Source organism: Bradyrhizobium sp. WD16 (assembly GCF_024181725.1).
Lineage (GTDB): Bacteria > Pseudomonadota > Alphaproteobacteria > Rhizobiales > Xanthobacteraceae > Bradyrhizobium_A.
The window spans coordinates 1,815,893-1,835,909 of the sequence record NZ_CP028908.1 but is presented as its reverse complement, the minus strand read 5'-3'; the positions used below and the strand labels follow the sequence as shown (position 1 = coordinate 1,835,909).

Here is a 20,017-nt window from a genome sequence, read left to right as displayed (position 1 = left end):
GGGTCGGCCTACAGCCTTGCCGAGCGGCCGGCATTGCCGATAAGTCACCCGCCACCATCGTTTTTTCATATTGGCTTGCAATTGAACGGTTCCGGTTACGACCCTTCAATCCCCGCCGCGACGTCACCGTGCCGGGCAGGAGACCCCGATGTCATTTGAATCCGACGCCATCGTCGATCGGCGCCGCTTGCGCCGCAAGCTCACGTTCTGGCGTGTCGCGGCGACGCTGTTCGCCGTTGCGGCCGTCGTCATCGTTGCGCTGGTGGCGACGCCCGGCGGCCGCGCCGCGCTCTCGACGCGTCACTCGATCGCCCGGATCAATATCGAGGGACTGATTCGCAGCGATCGTGATCGGGTCGCCGCTCTCGAGCGTCTCGAGAAGTCGTCGGCGGCTGCGGTCATCGTCCATATCAATTCGCCGGGTGGGACCACCGCCGGCTCCGAACAGCTCTACGACGCCCTGGTGCGGCTGAAGGCGAAGAAGCCGCTGGTGGTGGTGGTCGAGGGGCTCGCCGCCTCGGGCGGCTACATCGCCGCGCTCGCCTCGGACCACATCATCGCCCAGCAGAGCTCGCTGGTCGGTTCGATCGGCGTGCTGTTTCAGTATCCCAATGTGACCGACCTGCTGAAGACGGTCGGCGTCAAGGTGGAGGAGGTGAAGTCCTCGCCGCTGAAGGCCGCACCTAACGGCTATGAGCCCACCAGTCCCGAGGCGCGCGCCGCGCTGGAGATGCTGGTCAAGGATTCCTATGCCTGGTTTCGCGGCCTGGTGAAGGAGCGCCGCAAGATGGACGACGACACCCTGCAGACCGTCGCCGACGGTCGCGTTTTCACCGGGCACCAGGCGATCGGCCTCAAGCTGATCGATCAGATCGGCGACGAGAAGACCGCGGTGGCGTGGCTCGTTGCCGAGAAGAAGATATCATCGGAGCTGCCGGTGCGCGACTACAAGCTTCATCCCCGCCTCGGCGACCTCACTTTCCTGCGCAGCGCCGCCGCGCTCAGCCTGGAAGCGGTCGGGCTGGGCAGCTGGGCGGAGCGGCTCGAGCGGACCGGGCTGGTCGAGGCGGTCGATCGTGCCGCCCTGGACGGCATGCTCGCGCTCTGGCAGCCGGCGACGGCGCAGTGAGGCGACGATGCATGTGCTGAATCCGGATTTGGCCGGTTGTGTTGGGCTGAATTTCGCGTGCTCTGGCGTTTTTCAGAGCATTTGTCACGCGATTTCCGCGCCTTGCGCCTAGAATTAACGTCTTGACAGTCCCTCGTGTTTTCACGGAAATGACAGCTCGCACCTCTCACGGACCCCGCTGCCGATGATTAAATCCGAACTCGTTCAGCGAATCGCCGAGCACAATCCGCACCTCTATCAGAGGGACGTGGAGAACATTGTGAACGCGATCCTCGACGAAATCGTCGCAGCGCTGGCGCGCGGCGATCGCGTCGAATTGCGCGGTTTCGGCGCATTTTCGGTCAAGCACCGCCCTGCGCGCGCAGGCCGAAACCCGCGCACGGGCGAGCATGTCCCGGTCGACCAGAAGAGCGTCCCGTTCTTCAAGACCGGCAAGGAAATGCGCGAGCGGCTCAATCGCGGTGCCGATGGCGAGGCGGAGCCGGCCTCGTCGGAATCCGCCGCCTGAAGTGCTGCGGCGCGGGTCGCGCCGCGGATTTTTCGGTGTGGGGCCGAGCTCAATGGAGCCTGGGCGTCGCACAGCGGTGTGAAGAATCATGTTTCGGAAGATCATCAACGCCCTGATCTGGATTCCGCTGGCGGTGATCTTCATCATCTTCGCAGTGGCCAACCGCCATCTGGTGACCCTCTCCTTCGATCCGTTCAACAGCGTCACGCCCACGCTCGCAGTCACCCTGCCGCTGTTCGTGATCATCATTCTGGTCGCCATTCTCGGGGTGGCGGCGGGCGGCCTCGCCACCTGGCTGCGCCAGGGCCGCTATCGCCGGGCGGCCCGCCACTACGAAGCCGAGGCCCGGGACGCCCGGGCCCAACTCGCTGAGCTGCGGCTGAGCCGGGCCCCCGGTGGCGCCGAAAGCCCGGTTCCGGCACTGCTGCACGACGGCCGCTCCCCCGCGTCCTGACGATCTGGCCGGCCTGCGCCGGTGCCCGGCCGGCGGCGATCCGGCGAGACAACGCCGCCGCAACGTTGTAGAACCCGCCGGCCCCCAAACCCCCGATCCGGACCCGGCGGAATGCGCCGGGAGAGTTCAACGCTCGCAATGCCCCTGCTCGTCAAAATCTGCGGCCTCAGCACCGCCGAGACGCTGGAAACGGCGCTCGAGGCCGGCGCGGACATGGTGGGCTTCGTGTTCTTCGAAAAGTCGCCGCGCCATGTCGGTCTCGGGCTTGCCCGCGATCTCGGCCGCCAGGTGCGCAAGCGGGCGCTGAAAGTGGCGCTGAGCGTCGATGCCGACGATGCCACGCTCGGCAATATCGTCGACGCGCTGCAGCCGCAGCTGCTGCAGCTCCACGGCGGCGAGAGCGCGGCGCGGCTGCGCGACATCAAGCAGCGCTTCGGCCTGCCGGTGATGAAGGCCATCCCGGTGGCGGAGCGGGCCGATCTCGCCGCCGTCGCCGGCTACGCCGCGGTGGCGGACCGCATCCTGTTCGATGCGCGCGCTCCGAAGGAGGCGACCCGGCCCGGCGGCCTCGGCACGCCCTTCGACTGGCACCTCTTGGAAGGGCTCGATCCGGCGCTGAATTTCATGCTGTCCGGCGGACTCGATGCCGGCAATGTCGCCGAGGCGCTGCGCGTCACCAGGGCGAAGGGCGTCGACGTCTCCTCGGGAGTCGAGCGCGCGCCCGGCGTCAAGGATCCGGCGCTGATCCGTGATTTCATTCGGGCCGCCCGTGCGGCCGCACCGCACCCCGCATCAGATCCGATGTCTCCCAAACCGTGAGCCGCGTATGAGCCTGCCGAAACCCAATTCCTATCGCAGCGGCCCCGACGAGCGCGGCCATTTCGGCCCGTTCGGCGGTCGCTTCGTCGCCGAAACCCTGATGCCGCTGATCCTCGATCTCGAGCGGGCCTATGCCGAAGCCAAGGCCGATCCGGCGTTCCAGCGCGAGATGGACGGCTATCTCAAGCATTATGTCGGCCGGCCTTCGCCGCTCTATTTCGCCGAGCGGCTGACCGAACATCTCGGCGGCGCCAAGGTTTATTTCAAGCGCGAGGAGCTCAACCACACCGGCTCCCACAAGGTGAACAACGTGCTCGGCCAGATCATGGTCGCGCGCCGCATGGGCAAGAAGCGCATCATCGCCGAGACCGGCGCCGGCCAGCACGGCGTCGCCACCGCGACGCTGTGCGCGCGCTTCGGCCTCGAATGCGTCGTCTATATGGGCGCGGTCGACGTCGAACGGCAGATGCCCAACGTCTTCCGCATGCAGATGCTGGGCGCGACCGTCATTCCGGTGCAGTCCGGCACGCGCACCCTCAAGGACGCCATGAACGAGGCGCTGCGCGACTGGGTGACCAATGTGCACAACACCTTCTACTGCATCGGTACCGTCGCGGGGCCGCATCCCTATCCGATGATGGTGCGCGACTTCCAGTCGGTGATCGGCGAGGAAACGCGGGTGCAGATGCAGGAGGCGGAAGGCCGTCTGCCGGATTCCCTCGTCGCCTGCATCGGCGGCGGCTCCAATGCCATGGGGCTGTTCCACCCCTTCCTCGACGATCCCTCGGTCGAGATCTTCGGCGTCGAGGCCGCCGGCCACGGCCTGTCGGGGCTGCATGCGGCCTCGCTGTCGGGTGGCCGGCCGGGCGTGCTGCACGGCAACCGCACCTATCTTCTGATGGACGCCGACGGCCAGATCCAGGACGCCCATTCGATCTCCGCCGGCCTCGATTATCCCGGCATCGGCCCCGAGCATTCCTGGCTGCACGAGACCGGGCGCGTCACCTATCTATCGGCGACCGACGAGGAAGCGCTCGCGGCCTTCCAGCTGCTGTCCAAGCTCGAGGGCATCATTCCGGCGCTCGAGCCCGCCCATGCCATCGCCAAGGTCATGGAACTCGCGCCGACGCGGCCGAAGGATCACCTGATGGTCGTCAATCTCTCCGGCCGCGGCGACAAGGACATCCCGCAGGTCGCCGAAATCCTGAAAGGCCGCAAGTGAGCACCCGTATCGACGTCCGTTTCGAGGCCCTCAAGAACGAGGGCCGCGCCGCCTTCGTCACCTTCGTGATGTGCGGTGACCCAGACCTCGCGACATCGCTGGAGATCATCAAGGCGCTGCCGAAGGCCGGCGCCGACGTGATCGAGGTCGGCATGCCCTTCACCGATCCCATGGCCGATGGACCGGCGATCCAGGCCGCCGGCCTGCGCGCGCTCAAGGCCGGCACGACGCTGGCGAAGACGCTCGGCCTGGTGCGCCAGTTCCGCGCCGGCGACGACGTCACGCCGCTGGTCCTGATGGGCTATTACAATCCGATCTATATCTACGGGGTCGAGCGCTTCCTCGTCGACGCCAAGGCGGCCGGCGTCGATGGCCTGATCATCGTCGACCTGCCGCCGGAAGAGGATGACGAATTGTGCCGTCCGGCGCTCAGGGCCGGGCTCAACTTCATTCGCCTCGCCACCCCGACGACCGACGACAAGCGCCTGCCCGCGGTGCTCACGAATACCTCGGGCTTCGTCTATTACGTCTCGATCACCGGCATCACCGGCAGCGCCAGCGCCGACAGCAAGGCGGTGAGCGCGGCGGTGGACCGCATCAAGCGCCACACTGCCCTGCCGGTCTGTGTCGGCTTCGGCATCCGTACGCCGGAGGCGGCCGCGGCCATCGCCGGTCACGCCGACGGCGTCGTGGTCGGCTCGGCGCTGGTCGATGCGCTGCGCGGCTCGCTGGATGGCGAGGGCCGCGCGACGGCGGCCACGCTCGATGCCGTCACTACTCTCGCCCGGGCGCTGGCCGAGGGCGTGCACGGCGTCGCCAAGACCAACAAGGCTTGAAAGGCCCCCTTGCCGGCCCGCCGGGCCGGACGCACATAAGCGGCTAAGGAGCTCGTTTACATGAACTGGATCACCAACGTCGTCCGTCCCAAGATCCGCAGCATTCTGCGGCGGGAGACGCCGGAGAATCTCTGGATCAAGTGCCCGGATTCCGGGCAGCTGGTGTTCTACAAGGACGTCGAGAGCAACCAGTTCGTCATTCCCGGCTCGAACTACCACATGCGCATGGGCGCGGTGGCGCGGCTCAAATCGGTCTTCGACAACGAGACCTGGTTCGACGTTGCGTTGCCGGAGGTCGCGGTCGATCCGCTCAAGTTCCGCGACGAGCGCAAATATGTCGATCGTCTCAAGGACGCCCGCGCCAAGACCGGCCTCAACGATTCGGTGAAAGTCGGTTTCGGCAGGCTGGAAGGCTCGCCGACGGTGGTCGTGGTCCAGGACTTCGATTTCATGGGCGGTTCGCTCGGCATGGCGGCCGGCGAGGCCATCATCAAGGGTCTTGAACTCGCGGTCGAAAAGAAATCGCCGTGCATCGTCTTCGCCGCGTCCGGCGGTGCCCGCATGCAGGAAGGCATCCTCTCGCTGATGCAGCTGCCGCGCACCACGGTCGCGGTGCAGATGCTGCGCGAGGCGCGACTGCCCTACATCGTCGTGCTGACCAATCCGACCACCGGCGGCGTCACGGCGTCCTACGCCATGCTCGGCGACGTCCAGATCGCCGAGCCCGGCGCCCTGATCGGCTTCGCCGGCGCCCGGGTCATCGAGCAGACGATCCGCGAGAAGCTGCCCGAGGGCTTCCAGCGCGCCGAATATCTCAAGGATCACGGCATGGTCGACATGGTGGTCCACCGTCACCAGCTGCGGTCGACCCTGGCGCGGCTGTGCCGACTGCTGATGAAGACGCCGGCGGTGGAGAATTCCGGGCGGAATGCGGCCATTGCGGCCGCCGCGCCGGCCTCGTGACCGCGCGAGCGGCGGTGCCGGCGCCCCTCGACGACATTCTCGCGCGGCTCTCTGCGCTGCATCCCAAGCGCATCGACCTGACGCTCGACCGCATGCTGCGGATCCTCGACGCCCTCGGCCATCCCGAGCGGCGGCTGCCGCCGGTCATCCATGTCGCCGGCACCAACGGCAAGGGATCGACCGTGGCCTATCTGCGCGCCATTCTCGAGGCCGCGGGGCTCGCCGTTCACACCTACACCTCGCCGCATCTCGTGCGCATCAACGAACGTTTTCGCCTCGGCCGCGTCGGCGGCGGCGAATTGACGAGCGACGACGCGTTGCGCGCGGTGCTGGCCGAATGCGAGGCGGTCAATGCCGGCGCCCCGATCACGGTGTTCGAGATGGAAACGGCGGCGGCGCTGACGCTGTTCGCCTCGCATCCGGCCGACGCGGTGCTGCTCGAAGTCGGCCTCGGCGGCCGGCTCGACGCCACCAATGTGATCGATCAGCCGGCGGTGAGCGTCATCGCCCCCGTCAGCATCGATCATCAGGACTTTCTCGGGGACACGCTCGCGGCCATCGCCGGCGAGAAGGCCGGCATCATCAAGCGGCGGGTGCCGGTGGTATCGGCGGCGCAGCCGGCCGAGGCCGAGGCGGTGATCGAACTGGCGGCGCGCCGTGCCGGCGCACCGTTGCACATGGCCGGCCAGCATTGGCACGTCGATGTCGAGCATGGACGTCTGGTCTATCACGACGAGCGCGGCCTGCTCGATCTGTCCGCGCCGCGGCTGTTCGGCCGCCATCAGTTCGACAATGCCGGGCTGGCGATCGCCGCGCTGCGGGCCACCGACGCCTTCCGTATCGAGCAGTCGGCCTTCGAGACCGGCATCGCCCGCGCCGAATGGCCGGCGCGGATGCAGCGGCTGACCTCGGGTGCCCTGCTCGCGGTAGCGCCGCCGGATGCCGAGATCTGGCTCGACGGCGGCCACAATGTCGACGGCGGCCGGGTGGTCGCTGCCGCCATCGGCGACCTCGAGGAGCGGGTGTCGCGGCCGCTGGTCGTGATCGCCGGCATGATGGGCAACAAGGACGCCCGCGGCTTCCTCGGCAACTTTGCCGGGCTGACGCGCCATATCATCGCGGTGCCGGTGCCCGACCAGGACAAGGCGATGCCGGTCGAGGCGTTGGCGGATGCCGCCCGGTCGCTCGGCATGCGGGTGGAGACGGCGCCGTCGGTGGCGGCGGCGCTGTCGACGATCGCCCGTCTCGCCTATGAGATCGCGCCGCGTATCCTCATCACCGGCTCGCTTTATCTCGCCGGCGCGGTGCTCGAGGCCAACGGCACGCCGCCGCGCTGATCGCGCTCACGGACATCCGCCGCTGAAACGACAACGGCCGGCTTGCGCCGGCCGGTTCGATTGGGTCGTCGCTGGTCGCGTCAGACCGCGGCGCTGATCCACTGCTGCAGCTTGGCCTTCGGCGCCGCGCCGACCTGGCGGGAGGCGAGTTCGCCACCCTTGAAGATCATCAGGGTCGGGATCGACATCACACCGTATTTCGAGGCGGTCTGCGGATTCTCATCGACGTTGAGCTTGACGATCTTCACCTTCTCGCCCATGGCGCCGGCGATCTCGTCGAGTGCCGGCGCGATCATGCGGCAGGGGCCGCACCACTCGGCCCAGAAGTCGACCACGACGGGCCCCGACGCCTTGAGGACCTCCGATTCGAAATTGGCGTCCGATACCTTGCCGACCGACATCACGTGCCTCTTTGCCTGAATTTGGGGGGCGCGGAGATTCGCGCCGCACTCTCACTAGCGAACCTATGAACCGGCCGGGGTGGGGTCAAGGTGGCGTCGACCCCGGTCACGCCGCGGTGATGCTGGCCAGCTCCGCATCCAGCTCATGGCCAGGAATCTCCATGATTTCAGTGGTTTCCGTCCAAATCAGCGCGGCCCGGACGCGCTTGCGCGGTTGCAGGCGCGACAGCACCGCACGGTAGAGCGCAAGCTGGCGGCGATAGGCCGGCGGACAATCGGCAAGGCGGCGCGGCGGGGCGTGATTGGTCTTGAAGTCGACGATCAGGATCTCGCCGTCGGTCTCAACCAGGCGATCGATCTGGCCGCTGACCAGTGCCGCCGGCCGTCCGCTGCGGGTGAGACGTCCGACGATGGCGACCTCGGCGCGGCTCGCCGGGCCGAACACCGCGGCGAACGGCGCCGCGCCGATCAAAGTCAGCACTTCGCCGAGCAGGGCGCTGCGCTCGGCCTCGCTCCAGTCGGCGGCCCGGCGCATCAGATAGCGCTGCGCCGCATCAGTGCGCTGTGACGCGTCGATCTCGGGCAGCGACTGCAGCAGGCGATGGACGAGCACGCCGCGCCGTTGCGCGCGGCGGCGGCTCTCGGCGGCCTCGCCGGATTTCACCGTGGCGGCGGCATTGTCGTCGTCGCCGCCATGGGAAGGCTGCAGCGCGATCAGCTCGGCGCTTTCGCGTCTGGCTGCCTGGCGCAACCAGCCGGGGAGCTCAGGCGCTGCTGCGGCCGCCTCGAGCGCGGCGGGAGCCGGCAGCGCGGCGGCGTCGCCATGGCTGTAGCAACGCACGTCGCCGAACGGCGTCCTCTCGGTCGCGAGCTTCAGTTCGCTGCCGTCGAGCCCCTTGCGGATCAGGTCGTACCAGGAATTCGCCCGCACCTCATTGCGGTTGCCCGGCTGGCAGCCGCCGACGATGAGACGATCGGCGGCGCGGGTCATCGCCACATACAGCAGGCGGCGATATTCGTCCTCGGTGTCCGCCACCATGGCGGCGCGGGCCGTCGCCACCGCCGGCGGATCGTCGGCCTTGCGTCCGGCCCATACCACGCAGCCGCGCGGCAGGCCGGGGCGCGGCGGCAGCCGCACCAGGCTGAGGCGCTGGCTGTCGGTGGGCGACGACGTGGTGTCGGCGAGAAACACCACCGGCGCTTCCAGGCCCTTGGCGCCGTGCACGGTCATCACCCGGACTTCGTCGCGGGAGATTTCCATGTCGCGCTTGATTTCGGTGTCGGCGGCGCGCAGCCAGGCCATGAAGCCCTGCAGCGAGGCCGGGCCGCGGCTTTCGAAGGCGAGCGCCAGTTCGAGGAATTCATCGAGGGCATCGTTGGCTTCGGGGCCGAGCCGGGCCAGCATGCGGGCCCGGCCGCCATCGCCGCCGAGCAGCCAGGCATAGAAGCTGAAAGGCGCCAATTCGCGCGCGCGCGCCTCGCAGGCCTGCAGCCGCGACCATGCCGCGGCGAAGTGGGCGTCCTCGGCCGCGTGCTGATGCAGCGCGTCGCGCAAGCTGCCGCGTCTGCCGTGAGCGATGCGGAACAGGTCGTCTTCGGAGAGGCCGAACAGCGGGCCCTTGAGCGCCACGGCGAGGGCGAGATCGTCGCCGGCGAACAGCAGCGCATCGGCGAGATGCATCAGGTCGACCACCGCGATGTGCTCGGTCAGCTTGAGCCGATCGGCGCCGGCGACCGGAATGCGGCCCTGCTTCAGACTCTGGATGATGGCGTTGAAGGTGGCGCCGCGCCGGCGCACCAGGATCAGGATGTCGCCATAGCGCAGGCGCCGCCGCCGTCCCGCCGGGCCGATGGCGGTTTCCGAGGTAACCAGGCTGGCGATGCGCTGGCGGATGCGCTGCGCGAGCCGCACCTCGGGACTCGTCTGCGACACCGCGTCGAACGGCGCGCGCCAGCCTTCGAGATCCTGGCCCTGATTGGGCTGCTCCAACTCCCACAATTCCACCGTCGACGGCGCGGCATCGGCGAGCGCCAGATGTGGCGGCATGCCCTCCGTGTCGGAGGTGATGCTGCGATAGATCGCCTGGTCGCGGAAGGTGCGTTCCACCGCATGCAGCACGCCGTGGCCCGAGCGGAAGGAGTAGGTGAAGGACAGCGCGTCGAACGGCAGCTCGGCGGCGGTGAAGCGCTGCTGGAATCCTCTGCGGCGCAGGTCGAATTCGCGCGGCGCAGCGCCCTGGAACGAGAAGATCGACTGCTTCTCGTCGCCCACCGCGAACACGGTTCGCACCAGGCGATCGGGCCGCGCGCCGCTGCCGGAGGTGAATTCCGACACCAGATGTTCGATGATGTCCCATTGCCGCGGGCTGGTGTCCTGGGCCTCGTCGATCAGCACATGATCGATGCCCTGGTCGAGCTTGAAATGCACCCAGCTCGCCGGCGTGCGTCCCAGCATCGCCAGCGTTCTGTCGATCAGGTCATCGTAATCGAGCAGGCCGCGCGCCTCCTTTTCGCCGCGATAATTGGCGGCGACGGCGCTGGCGATGACGAGCAGCGCCGAGGTGCGCTCGCGGACCTGAGCGGCGCGGCGGCGCGGCACCAGGACCGCGAGGCGGGTGGCCTCGCGCGCCAGCCGTTCGGCAAGGCCGGGCGCCTCGTCCGTGAGCTTCCTGCTGATCAGCGATTTGCGCTCGCCGCCCTGCTGGGTGAAGAACAGGCCGAGATAGGCTTCGATCTGTTCGGCGCCGCTCGAGGCGAGGGCTTCCGACAGCCGCTCTGCCTGGCCGGCATCGGTCTTGCCACCCTGCGCGAACTCCTCGATGACCGCACGCCAGTCGGCGCGGGCCAGATGGGGACCTTCGACGATCTCGTGTTCGACGGCGGCGATGCTGTCGTCGGGGGCAAGGTCGAGGACCTGGGCGAGCTGCGCCTGGGCGGTTTCGACGGTGACCGCCGCGCTGGTCCAGGCCTGGAAGTGATCGCGGCTGAGCACCGCCTCGCGCACCACGTCGCGGAAGGTGACGTCGGCGGCGCCGCTCATGGCGGTGGCGAGCGCCCGGCCGACGCTGCTGTCCGGCGCGGCCGCCGCGGCGAGCAGCACCTTGAGGCTGGCGCGCTCCATCAGTTCATTCTGGTCGCGGTCGTCGAGCACGGCAAAGCGCGCCGGGACATTGGCCTCGAACGGAAACTGCTGCAGCAGCCGCGTGCACAGGGCGTGAATGGTCTGGACCTTGAGACCGCCCGGCGTTTCGAGGGCGCAGGCGAACAATTCGCGGGCGCGGCGGCGCATCGCCGCCGTGGGGGTCACCGCGGTGTCCCTGAGCGCGGCATCGAGCGCGGCGTCGTCGAGGGTGATCCAGTGCCCGAGCGTGGTGAAGACCCGCTCGGCCATGTTGGCGGCGGCGGCCTTGGTGAAGGTGATGCAGAGGATCTTTTCCGGCGCGACGCCGGCGAGCAGCAGCCGCACCACGCGCTGCACCAGCACATGGGTCTTGCCCGACCCGGCATTGGCGGAAACGAAGACCGAGGCAGTCGGAGCGGAGGCGCGGGTCTGCCGATCGCGCACGTCGTCGGGGATCTTGCGCGCGGAGCTCATGGCGCCTCTCCCGTGCCGCCTTCGCCGGACCATTCCTTGATCCGCGCCAGGGCATCGTAATCGCCGTAGCGGGTCGACCACATCGACAGCACCAGCGATTTGTAGGGCTGGTTCTCGTCCTCGAAGGCGCGGATCAGCGCCTCCAGCTTGGCGCGAGCCTCGATGGCGGCCTCGTCCGGCGACAGCGGCGGCTCGGTTCGTGCATCGCGCGTCAGTTCCAGCCTGCACTCCTTGCCCGGCGGATTGTTGCCGTTGAGCCGGACGTAAGTCAGCTCGCCGACGCTGGCGCCGGCGTCGATGCCGGCGAAGCCGCCCTCGCGCAGGATCGCCGCTTCCAGCGTCAGCTGCGGCGACAGCCCCATGCGCACCTGCTTGCCGGTCGGTGGAATCCCGGTCTTGTAGTCGAGAATGGCGTAGCGGCCGTCGTTGCGGCGCTCGATGCGGTCGGCGCGGGCGCTGAGACGGAAGCTGCGGCCCTGGTCCAGCGCAATAACGAAGCCGCCCTGAATCTCGGTGAGGATCTCGGCGACGCCCTGGCGCCGCTCGCGTTCCCATTGGCCGAGCCAATGGGCGATGCGCAGGAAGCGGGGCCACCATAGCGCCCGCGCCTCCGGCTGGTCCATCAGCGGGGCGAAATGCCGCGCGCCGATGGCGCGCAGCGCCGCCGCGGGGTCGGCCGGCAGGCGGTCGGGAAAGGCTTGCGTGAATTCGGCGATGGCGTTGTGGATCGCAGAGCCGCGGTCAGCCGCCGACAGCGGCATGTCCACCGGATCGAGCGCCTGCAGATCGAGGATGCGCCGCGCGTAGATCGTGTAGGGATCGCGCAGCCAGTCCTCGATCTCGGTGACCGAGAGACGCTGCGGCCGGGCGTGGCGCGGCGGACGCGGCGCCGGCTGGGCGATCGGAACCACTTGCGCGGGACGGTCGAGAGCCTCGGCACAGGCGAGATAACGACCGCCGCGGGCCAGCGCCACGGCAAAATGGGCCTCCCCGGCGACCGCTTCGAGACGGTGCAGGAAGCGCGAGGCGACGGCCGGCGCGCCGCCGACCTTGGCGGCGTGGGTCAGCACCACCTCCGGCGCCCCGAGCAGTTGGGCGAAGTCGTGGGCGGACAGGCCGATGCGCCGCTCCGGCAGGTCGAGACCGAGCTGGTGGCGCATCGGCCGGTTCAGCCAGGGGTCGATGCGCGGCTCCGGCGGCCAGACGCCCTCGACGAGGCCGCCGAGAATGACGCGCTCGCTCGTCGTCAGGCGTGCTTCCAGCGGGCCGAAGATCCGCAGCCGCGCCGCCGCGGTGATCGGCCGCCGCACGATTCGGTCGCCGAAGGCGGTGCGGAAGACATCGGGATAATCGGCGAGGGTGAGGACGACGCCGCTCAGGCCTCCGGCGGCGTCGAGGTCGTCGAAGCCCTGGGCCAGGGCGAGCCCGTCGGCGTCGCCGAAGGTGACGATCTCGTCGTCGGCATCGGTGCCGAGCGCGTTGAGCACCGCGCGGTGGGCGGCTGCAAATTCGGTCAGGTCATGAGGCTTGCCGTCGCCGAGGCGCTCGAGCGGCGCAAAGGCGCGGCCGAGACGTTCGATCAGCTCGGCGATCAGCGGCAGGATCTCGATTTCGATCTTGCTGCGCGGCTCACCCCGGTGCAGCAGTGACGGCACGCCGCCGCGCATCTTGTCGAATTCGCCGCGGAAGATCTCGAAATCCCGTTTGAGGCCGGCGCTGCCGGACTGCGGCCGCGTGCCCCGCAGCAGCACGCGTTCGAGGCCGGCAATGGCACGGGCGAAGCTGCCGTCGCGGCGGCCGAGCCGGAACAGGGGATGCTTGAGCAGCGCCAGCAACGTCGCCGGGGCAAGGCCATCGGCGGCAGCGAGCGCGCAGAGCCGGGCGAAGCGGCCGGCGGCGGTGTCGGTCAGCGCATCGCCGCCGGAATCGTCATAGGCGAGCTTCCAGCGATCGAGGCTGGCCATGACACGGCGGGCGAGCGCCCGGTCGGGCGTCACCAGCGCCACGGTCATGGACGGCTGTTCGATGGCTTCGCGCATCGCAACCGCAATCGCCAGCGCCTCGATTTCGGCGGTCGGCGCCGCCACGACCGCGATGCGGCTCATGCCCAGGCCGATCGCGCGGGCAACTGCGGGGTCGCTCAGGCGCTGGTGCCACAGTCCGGTGGCAGCGGACGGGCGCAGCGCTTCCGAGGCCAGCAGCTCGCGGCCGTGCGCGGCCGGGAGAGCGAGCGGCACCACGTCGCGACGCTCGATGCCGAATCGGGCGAGAAGATTGTGGAGCGCGAACTGGGGATGGCCGGGCGCCGGCGCGCCGTCGTCATCGCCCGGCGTGGCCGGGCCGGCCGGCGGCCGTCCTGCGGGTTTTGCGCGGGAGCCGATCAGCCGCCAGGCGGCGGCGTCGAGATCGGTGTCGAGGCCGGGCAGCACCACCGCACCATTGGGCAGCCGGGCCACGACCTCGAGCAGCCTGGCGGTGGCCGGCATCGAGCCGGTGGAGCCGGCCGCGATCACCGGACCGGGGTGGCGCGCCGCGAGCCGGCGAGATTCGGCTTCGATCAGCAGGTCGCGGCGCCGGGCCGGCTCGATCTTCTGTTGCTCGTCGAGGACCGCCGGCCAGACATCGGCGGCGAGACGCAGGAATTGCAGCGTCTGCTGCCAGTAGACGTCGAGATTTTCCGGCACCAGGGAGGCGAGGGCGTCCCACGGCACCTGGCGCGTCGTCATGTCGTCCATCAGCCGCGCCAGATCGTCGGCGAGCTGCAGTGTCGAGGCCGGGCCGCCGACGACGAGCGGCGCCTCGGCGGCGGTCTTCGGCGCGATTCGCCTGGCCCAGGCGTCGATCAGGCGCGCCAGCACCAGCCGCCGCTCCAGGCCGCCGAGCGACGGCGGCAGATCGAGCGCAGTCGCGCCCATGGCGGCATCGGCGAAGGCGAGTTCGTCCTCGTCGATGTCGCCGAGCGCGAGGATGCGCGGCAGCACCGCGGCGTCGCCGCCGAGCACGTCGAGAAACACCTCGCGTGCCATTCGCCCCGAGCGCCGCGTCGGCAGATAGAGCGTGACGTCGGCGAGGCGGGCGGGATCGCTGCGGGCTTCGAAGCCCGCGACCAGGCGGCCGTCCACCAGCGCCGCGATGACGCAGGGCAGGAAAGGCACCGAGGCGGGAACATTGAAGACGTGCATGCAGATCCAAGTGCTAACGGCCGATTCGAGGCCGCTTGCGATCATCGCACGGTTAGCGCATCCGCCGGCAAACTACGACGCGTTTTTTGCAACCATTTCGCCGCCAGGCTGCGGACCCCTCGTGGGGCGCTTCACCAGGCGCAGGGAGCCGGCCGGGAACCTTCAGGCGACGCTGGCGAGATAGGCGTCCTCGGCGGCAGCAATGGCATCGGGCGTGCCGACATGCATCCAGGTGCCGTCGAGGCGCAGCCCGAACAGCCGTTCGCGCTCGTTGACGGCGTCGAAGATCTTCGTCAGCGAGAATTCGCCGGCGGGCGCTTCCCTGAAGATCGACGGGGTCATGATCGCGGCGCCGGCATAGACGAAGGGCACCACCTGGTTCTCCTTGCGCCGGCGCAGCGCGCCGTCCGGCGCCATGGCGTAATCGCCGCTGCCGCTGTAACCGATGCTGGCGGCGGTCGGTGCCAGCAGGAGCAGGATGTCCATCCGCGCCGGATCGAAGGCTTCGGCGAGGCGCGACAGGTTGGGGCGGACGCCGTCGATCCACAGGGTATCGGAGTTGATGTGGAAGAACGGCGCATCGCCGAGCAGCGGCAGCGCCTTGACCACGCCGCCGCCGGTGCCGAGGATCTGGTTGCGCTCGTCCGAAATCTCCACGCGTGGATGTGCGCGGCCGGCGACGTGAGCGATGATCTGGTCGGCAAGATAATGGACATTGACCACCGCGGTGGGGACGCCGGCAGCGGCGACACGGTCGAGGGCGTGGTCGAGCAGCGGCTTGCCGGCGACCGGAACCAGCGGCTTGGGCAGGTGATCGGTCAGCGGGCGCATGCGCTGGCCGAAGCCGGCGGCAAGGATCATGGCGGTGGTCGGCGTCACGGGCATCGGGCGGTGATTCTCGAATGATGATAGGATAATTCTAGCATCGCGGCGCGGCAGGTACAGCTCTCGTGCCCGCCCGGCGACGATCGGCGTCGGTGGCATCGGATAACCATCCGATGATGACGAGGATGCGACAGCGGAAGGTCCGCCTTGGGCGCGACTTCGGTCAGGCCTCGGTGCTGGCGCGGCGGCCGGCTTTCTTTTTCTTGTCGACCTGCTTGAGGAAGGTGACGCCGATCTGGTCGCCATTCACCCAGGACAATTCGCAGCGACGATAGGCGAGGCCGGTCGACGACAGCAGCAGGAAGAATTCCTTCAGGTTGAGGCCTTCGACCGAGCCCTCGACCGTGAGTTTGGCGCCGGTTTCCGACACGTCCTCCATGACGCAGTTGCGGCGCCAGGTGCCGTCGATCCCCATCATGATCGCGGCGAAGCCGCGCTCGAAAACCACCCGTTCGCCGCTGCGGCGCTCCGCTGCCATGGTGGCTGCTCCGGTCAATGTTCTTGAAGGCCAAACCGGCGCGCAGTCTAGGCGGCAAGTCGTGAACCGGGGGTAAACCGCTCAGGCCGCCGGTGGCGGCACCTGGGCGGCGAACCAGGCCCTGAGGTCGGCGAGCGAGGGGTGCGCCAGGGCGCGCTGCAGGTAGGTCCAGATGCGCGGCTGATGCTTGAGGTAGTGCGGCTTGCCATCGCGCCGGTTGAGGCGGGCGAAGGTGCCGAGCAGGCGCGTGTTGCGCTGGGCCGACATGGTGGCATAGCTCGCGGCGAAGCCGGCGGGATCGAAAGCGGCATCGGCGGCGCGGCGCAGTTTGGCGTAGCGCGTCAGCAGCGCGATTTCGAGCGGCTCCGGCACGTCCACCCGCGCGTCCTGCAGCAGCGAGACGAGGTCATAGGCCGGCGGTCCCATCACCGTGTCCTGGAAGTCGATGACGCCGACCCGGTCGGTGCCGCTGCGCTCCGCCAGCCAGATCAGGTTGGGCGAATGGTAGTCGCGCAGCATCCAGGTCGGCGGCAGCGCCACGATTCTTGCCAGCACGCCGCGCCATAGCGTCATAAAGCGCCGGCGCTGTTCGTCGTCGATGGCGACACCGCGGTCCGGCAGGTACCAGTCGAGCATCAGGCTGATCTCGATCAGCATGGCGTCGATGTCGAACGGCGGGATGACGTAGTCCCGTTGTGCCGTCAGCGGCAGCCGCGCCGGCCGCGGCTCGCCATGCAGTTTGACCAGGAGGTCGGTGGCGGCTTCGTAACGCGCGACGATGGGCGTCGGCGGCGAGCCTTCGAGCACGCCCTCGGTGCCGAAGTCCTCGGTGATGAGGAAGCCGCAGTCGAGATCGGCATAGGAGACCGTCGGGGCTGAGATGCCGGCATGGCGCAGGGCGTCCGCCACGGCGACGAACGGCGTGACATCCTCGGCGAGGTGGACTGCGGCGCTGTAGGACTTGCCGTGGTAGATCGCCGGGCCGTCGGGCCGCCTGGGCGAATTCATCAGGATATGGCAGTCGTCGTCGCGGATCAGGCGGGCGTAGCTGCGCGTCGACGCGTCGCCCGCCATGCGCCGGCGCTGCGCCGCCATGAAACCGGTCTGTTCGAGGAATTCGCGCAACGCGGCGAGGCGTTCGACCTTCTCGATGCCCTTGCCGTGGCCGGTGATCGCGGCAGCGCGCGCGCTCGCTCCCAGCGCCGGGCGATGGGTCAGTTCGATGTCGATGCGGTCCGCCGGCAGGAGCGCGCCGGCGCGTTCCGGCCACTCGATCAGCACCAGCGCCCCGTCTGGCAGCGGCGCCAGCCCGATTTCCTCCAGTTCGCCGGGATCGCCGATACGGTAGAGGTCGGTGTGGAGCACCGGATAGGGCGGCAGGTCGTAGCTCTGGGCGAGGGTGAAGGTCGGGCTCGGCACCTCGAGTTCGTCGTCGCCGGCGAGATAGCGGATCAGCGCCCTTGCCGCTGCGGTCTTGCCGGCGCCGAGATCACCACGCAGCGCGATCACGTCGCCGGGGCCGATCAGCAGCGCGAGGTCCGCCATCAGCTGGGCGGTGGCGGTCTCGTTGCCGAGGGCGAGGGTCAGGGTCATTCGGCGGCGGTGCGCTGCGCGACCTGGTCGAGCGGGAAGTCGCAGGTGACCACGGTACCATTGCCGACGACGCTGTCGACCCGCACCCTGCCGCCGTGCAATTCGACGAAGGAGCGCACCAGCGACAGGCCGAGCCCGGCGCCGCGATGGCGCGAGCCGTTGGCGTGGCTCTCGAACCAGTCGAACACCTTGTCGCGAACGTCGGGCGGGATGCCGGGCCCGGAGTCGGTCACGCTGAAGCTGATCCTGTCGTCGCTGCGGCGCGCGGCGATGGTGATGGTGCTGTCCTGGGGGGCGAAACCGACCGAGTTGGCGAGGAGATTGTAGAGCACCTGGACGACACGGCGCTCATCGGCGACGAAGCTGCCGATGCCAGGGGCGGCATCGATGGCGAGGCGAATGTGATCGCGGGCGAGGCGGTCCTGGATGCCTTCGGCGGCGGACTCGATCGCCTTGCGGATGTCGACCGGACCGAGATTGAGCGTCATCGCGCCGGCATCGATGGTGGCGAGGTCGAGGATGTTGTTGATGATCGCCAGCAGCGCGTTGGTCGAGCTGGTGATGTAGCCGAGATACTCGTCCTGCTTTTGCGTCAGCGGGCCGGTCGCCGGGTCGCTGAGGAAATGCGCGAAGCCGATGATGGTGGTCAGCGGCGAGCGCAGCTCGTAGGAGACGTGGTGGACGAAATCCACCTTCATCTGGTCGGCGGCTTCCAGCGCCTCGTTGCGTTCGCGCAGGGCGCGCTCGACATTGACGGTGTCGGTGACGTCCTGGAAGGTCAGCATCGTGGCGCCGTCGGGCAGCGGCATCGCCATGCAGTCGAGCACACTGCCGTCCCTGCGTTCGAGGTTCAGCGGCACAGGACGGCGGTCGTCGATCGCCGTCACCGCGCTGCGGATGCGCTGCCAGGCGGCGGCGTCATCGAACAGCGGCCGGCACCAGCCTTCGACGGTGTCGATGTGGGGGCGCTGCTGCATCGCCTCCGGCGACAACTTCCACATCTTGACGAAGGTGGGATTGAACAGGCTGGCGCGGCCGTCGCTGCCGAACACCGCCACCGCCTCGGCGAGATTGTCGAGAGTCTCGCGCTGGACTCGGATCAGGCCGTCATATTGCCGCGCCAGATTGTAGCGCTCGGAGACGTCGTCGAAGATATAGGTGACGCCGCCTTCGGGATTGGGCGTGGTGGCGACGCTCACGGCGCGGCCGTCGGGCAGATACCAGACGTCCTTGGCCGGCTCGACCGCGCGATAGGCCTCGTGCAGCTTGGCCTTCCATTGCCGGAAATCCGGCTGCTCGGGGATCTTGCGCGTCGCCCGCAGCCGGTCGAGCACGCTGGAATCGTCGGGGTTGGAATCGAGGAAGGTCTGATCGAGGCCCCAGAGCCGCCGATAGGAATCGTTGTAGAAGGCGAGGCGGCGCCGGGCATCGAACACCGCGACTCCCGAGGAGAGCTGGTCGAGGGTGCGGCGATGGTCCTCCGCCATGCGCGTCAGCGCCGCCTTGAGCGCCGCGGCCTCGCTGGCGTCGATCGCCGCGCCGGCGCTGCCGCCGCCGACGGCAAAGGCGCGGACGTCGAAGATGCGGCGCTCGCCGCTGATCACGATCGGCAACCGCGCCGCAAAGCGGCCGGTCTCGGTCAGCGCCCGCGCCATGTCCTGGCGGTCGCCGCTGTCGAGCAGTTCGACGTTGCGCACCACGGCTTCGGAAATGTCCGCGGCTTCGGCGGCATGGGCATAGGCGGCATTGGCGAACACCAGCGATCCGTCGGCCCGCCGCGCCCAGACCGGCCAGGGCAGCGCCGCCGCAAAGCCGCGCAGGATCTCGGTCTCCTCCTGCAGGTTCTTGTAGCGCTGGGTCGTCTCCGCCAGCTCGCGGCGGACGCCGCCGAGTTCGCGGATGCGGATGATGGCCTGGCCGCCGATGGCGCGTCCGATCGCCTCGACGGCGCGACCGGCCGACGTGGCGAAGTGCAGCGCAAAGGGGGTGCCGTCGGCACGCAGCGCGTCCACCGCGCGGTCCATGCGTAGGGCCGGATCGGGCGCCAGCCAGGTGCCGAAGGCCAGCACCCGCTGCGGTTGTTGCTGCGCTGCTGGCGGCAGCAGCAGCGCGAGATCGCCGCTGATCTCGGGGCGCGATGCGGCGGCCGGCCAGGAGATCAGCACCTGCGGTTCGGTGAACAATAATGCGCGCAGTCGGTCATTGTCGCCCTGCAGCGCCCGGACATCGGCGCGCAGCCGCTTTTCGACCTTCGCCGCCTGCAGCCGGGTGCGCATCAAGGCGATGGTCGCGACCACCGAGAAGCCGAGCACGCCCAGCGTCAGGGCCAGCGCCGCAAGCTCCTGCTGGGTCAGGCCGAGAAAGCTGTCGACCTGCTCGCCGAGCGCCGTCTCGGCGTGGGCTTCGGTCAGGCCGGCCAGCGTGAAGGCGGCGAGCGCTCTCACGGCGTATGACGGCGCTCGCCCGCGCACCAGCGATGTCCCCGACATCCAGGTCCGACGTATCGCCCTGACCACGCCCGACATGACTTGCCCCTGCCGCAATCACCGCCTTGGCCGCGGGCGGGCGGCCACAGGTCCATGATCCGGCGTCGAATTTCGCAACTCCGCGCGCAC

15 protein-coding genes are annotated in these 20,017 nt (G+C 69.0%); 8 read left to right on the top strand and 7 right to left on the bottom strand.

Annotation, left to right across the window (positions count from 1 at the left end; genetic code table 11):
- Positions 1 to 148: 148 nt before the first annotated feature.
- The 8 genes from sppA to DB459_RS08430 all read left to right on the top strand — a co-directional run bounded on the left by sppA (position 149) and on the right by DB459_RS08430 (position 7,268).
- Positions 149 to 1,129: a signal peptide peptidase SppA gene (gene sppA, locus DB459_RS08465; protein WP_253712431.1), complete on the top strand. Its 981-nt coding sequence runs from the start codon at positions 149 to 151 to the stop codon at positions 1,127 to 1,129.
- 184 nt (positions 1,130 to 1,313) lie between these two features.
- Complete coding sequence (locus DB459_RS08460; RefSeq protein ID WP_253712430.1) at positions 1,314 to 1,637, top strand: integration host factor subunit beta; 324 nt, start codon at positions 1,314 to 1,316, stop codon at positions 1,635 to 1,637.
- Between the two features lie 88 nt (positions 1,638 to 1,725).
- Complete coding sequence (locus DB459_RS08455) at positions 1,726 to 2,091, top strand: lipopolysaccharide assembly LapA domain-containing protein (protein WP_253712429.1); 366 nt, start codon at positions 1,726 to 1,728, stop codon at positions 2,089 to 2,091.
- Between the two features lie 138 nt (positions 2,092 to 2,229).
- Positions 2,230 to 2,910, top strand: a complete 681-nt coding sequence (locus tag DB459_RS08450; protein ID WP_253712428.1) for a phosphoribosylanthranilate isomerase — start codon at positions 2,230 to 2,232, stop codon at positions 2,908 to 2,910.
- 7 nt (positions 2,911 to 2,917) lie between these two features.
- Complete coding sequence (trpB, locus tag DB459_RS08445) at positions 2,918 to 4,132, top strand: tryptophan synthase subunit beta (protein ID WP_253712427.1); 1,215 nt, start codon at positions 2,918 to 2,920, stop codon at positions 4,130 to 4,132.
- Complete coding sequence (trpA, locus tag DB459_RS08440) at positions 4,129 to 4,968, top strand: tryptophan synthase subunit alpha (protein WP_253712426.1); 840 nt, start codon at positions 4,129 to 4,131, stop codon at positions 4,966 to 4,968. The genes trpB and trpA overlap by 4 nt, the downstream gene beginning before the upstream one ends.
- Positions 4,969 to 5,028: 60 nt before the next feature.
- Complete coding sequence (gene accD / locus DB459_RS08435; protein WP_253712425.1) at positions 5,029 to 5,931, top strand: acetyl-CoA carboxylase, carboxyltransferase subunit beta; 903 nt, start codon at positions 5,029 to 5,031, stop codon at positions 5,929 to 5,931.
- Positions 5,932 to 6,023: 92 nt separating this feature from the next.
- Positions 6,024 to 7,268 (top strand): folylpolyglutamate synthase/dihydrofolate synthase family protein, encoded by a 1,245-nt coding sequence (locus tag DB459_RS08430; RefSeq protein WP_371926967.1) that lies wholly within the window; start codon positions 6,024 to 6,026, stop codon positions 7,266 to 7,268.
- Positions 7,269 to 7,348: 80 nt separating this feature from the next.
- On the opposite strand, the gene trxA is transcribed toward DB459_RS08430, so the two are convergent.
- The 7 genes from trxA to DB459_RS08395 all read right to left on the bottom strand — a co-directional run bounded on the left by trxA (position 7,349) and on the right by DB459_RS08395 (position 19,927).
- Complete coding sequence (gene trxA / locus DB459_RS08425) at positions 7,349 to 7,669, bottom strand: thioredoxin (RefSeq protein ID WP_253712423.1); 321 nt, start codon at positions 7,667 to 7,669, stop codon at positions 7,349 to 7,351.
- A 106-nt stretch (positions 7,670 to 7,775) separates the two neighbouring features.
- The gene (addA, locus tag DB459_RS08420) at positions 7,776 to 11,264 is read right to left on the bottom strand and encodes a double-strand break repair helicase AddA (RefSeq protein ID WP_253712422.1); all 3,489 of its coding nucleotides are present in this window, start codon (positions 11,262 to 11,264) and stop codon (positions 7,776 to 7,778) included.
- Positions 11,261 to 14,446, bottom strand: coding sequence for a double-strand break repair protein AddB (gene addB, locus DB459_RS08415; RefSeq protein ID WP_253712421.1), 3,186 nt, complete (start codon positions 14,444 to 14,446; stop codon positions 11,261 to 11,263). Before addB ends, addA begins: the two co-directional genes overlap by 4 nt.
- A 162-nt stretch (positions 14,447 to 14,608) precedes the next feature.
- Positions 14,609 to 15,331 (bottom strand): nucleotidyltransferase family protein, encoded by a 723-nt coding sequence (locus DB459_RS08410; RefSeq protein ID WP_253712420.1) that lies wholly within the window; start codon positions 15,329 to 15,331, stop codon positions 14,609 to 14,611.
- A 163-nt stretch (positions 15,332 to 15,494) separates the two neighbouring features.
- A complete protein-coding gene (locus tag DB459_RS08405) occupies positions 15,495 to 15,809 on the bottom strand; it encodes a PilZ domain-containing protein (protein WP_253712419.1) in 315 nt (104 codons plus the stop codon).
- An 81-nt stretch (positions 15,810 to 15,890) separates the two neighbouring features.
- A complete protein-coding gene (tsaE, locus tag DB459_RS08400) occupies positions 15,891 to 17,402 on the bottom strand; it encodes a tRNA (adenosine(37)-N6)-threonylcarbamoyltransferase complex ATPase subunit type 1 TsaE (RefSeq protein WP_253712418.1) in 1,512 nt (503 codons plus the stop codon).
- Positions 17,399 to 19,927, bottom strand: coding sequence for a PAS domain-containing sensor histidine kinase (locus DB459_RS08395; RefSeq protein ID WP_253712417.1), 2,529 nt, complete (start codon positions 19,925 to 19,927; stop codon positions 17,399 to 17,401). Before DB459_RS08395 ends, tsaE begins: the two co-directional genes overlap by 4 nt.
- Between the last annotated feature and the right edge of the window lie 90 nt (positions 19,928 to 20,017).

What these genes read in the sequence shown, in the direction of transcription:
- trxA (WP_253712423.1), bottom strand. Translation starts at nt 7,669, where the DNA reads ATGTCGGTCGGCAAGGTATCGGACGCCAATTTCGAATCGGAGGTCCTC.
- DB459_RS08450 (WP_253712428.1), top strand. Translation starts at nt 2,230, where the DNA reads ATGCCCCTGCTCGTCAAAATCTGCGGCCTCAGCACCGCCGAGACGCTG.
- DB459_RS08455 (WP_253712429.1), top strand. Translation starts at nt 1,726, where the DNA reads ATGTTTCGGAAGATCATCAACGCCCTGATCTGGATTCCGCTGGCGGTG.
- trpB (WP_253712427.1), top strand. Translation starts at nt 2,918, where the DNA reads ATGAGCCTGCCGAAACCCAATTCCTATCGCAGCGGCCCCGACGAGCGC.
- DB459_RS08395 (WP_253712417.1), bottom strand. Translation starts at nt 19,927, where the DNA reads ATGTCGGGCGTGGTCAGGGCGATACGTCGGACCTGGATGTCGGGGACA.
- addB (WP_253712421.1), bottom strand. Translation starts at nt 14,446, where the DNA reads ATGCACGTCTTCAATGTTCCCGCCTCGGTGCCTTTCCTGCCCTGCGTC.
- tsaE (WP_253712418.1), bottom strand. Translation starts at nt 17,402, where the DNA reads ATGACCCTGACCCTCGCCCTCGGCAACGAGACCGCCACCGCCCAGCTG.
- DB459_RS08410 (WP_253712420.1), bottom strand. Translation starts at nt 15,331, where the DNA reads ATGCCCGTGACGCCGACCACCGCCATGATCCTTGCCGCCGGCTTCGGC.
- DB459_RS08460 (WP_253712430.1), top strand. Translation starts at nt 1,314, where the DNA reads ATGATTAAATCCGAACTCGTTCAGCGAATCGCCGAGCACAATCCGCAC.
- DB459_RS08405 (WP_253712419.1), bottom strand. Translation starts at nt 15,809, where the DNA reads ATGGCAGCGGAGCGCCGCAGCGGCGAACGGGTGGTTTTCGAGCGCGGC.
- accD (WP_253712425.1), top strand. Translation starts at nt 5,029, where the DNA reads ATGAACTGGATCACCAACGTCGTCCGTCCCAAGATCCGCAGCATTCTG.
- addA (WP_253712422.1), bottom strand. Translation starts at nt 11,264, where the DNA reads ATGAGCTCCGCGCGCAAGATCCCCGACGACGTGCGCGATCGGCAGACC.
- sppA (WP_253712431.1), top strand. Translation starts at nt 149, where the DNA reads ATGTCATTTGAATCCGACGCCATCGTCGATCGGCGCCGCTTGCGCCGC.
- DB459_RS08430 (WP_371926967.1), top strand. Translation starts at nt 6,024, where the DNA reads ATGCTGCGGATCCTCGACGCCCTCGGCCATCCCGAGCGGCGGCTGCCG.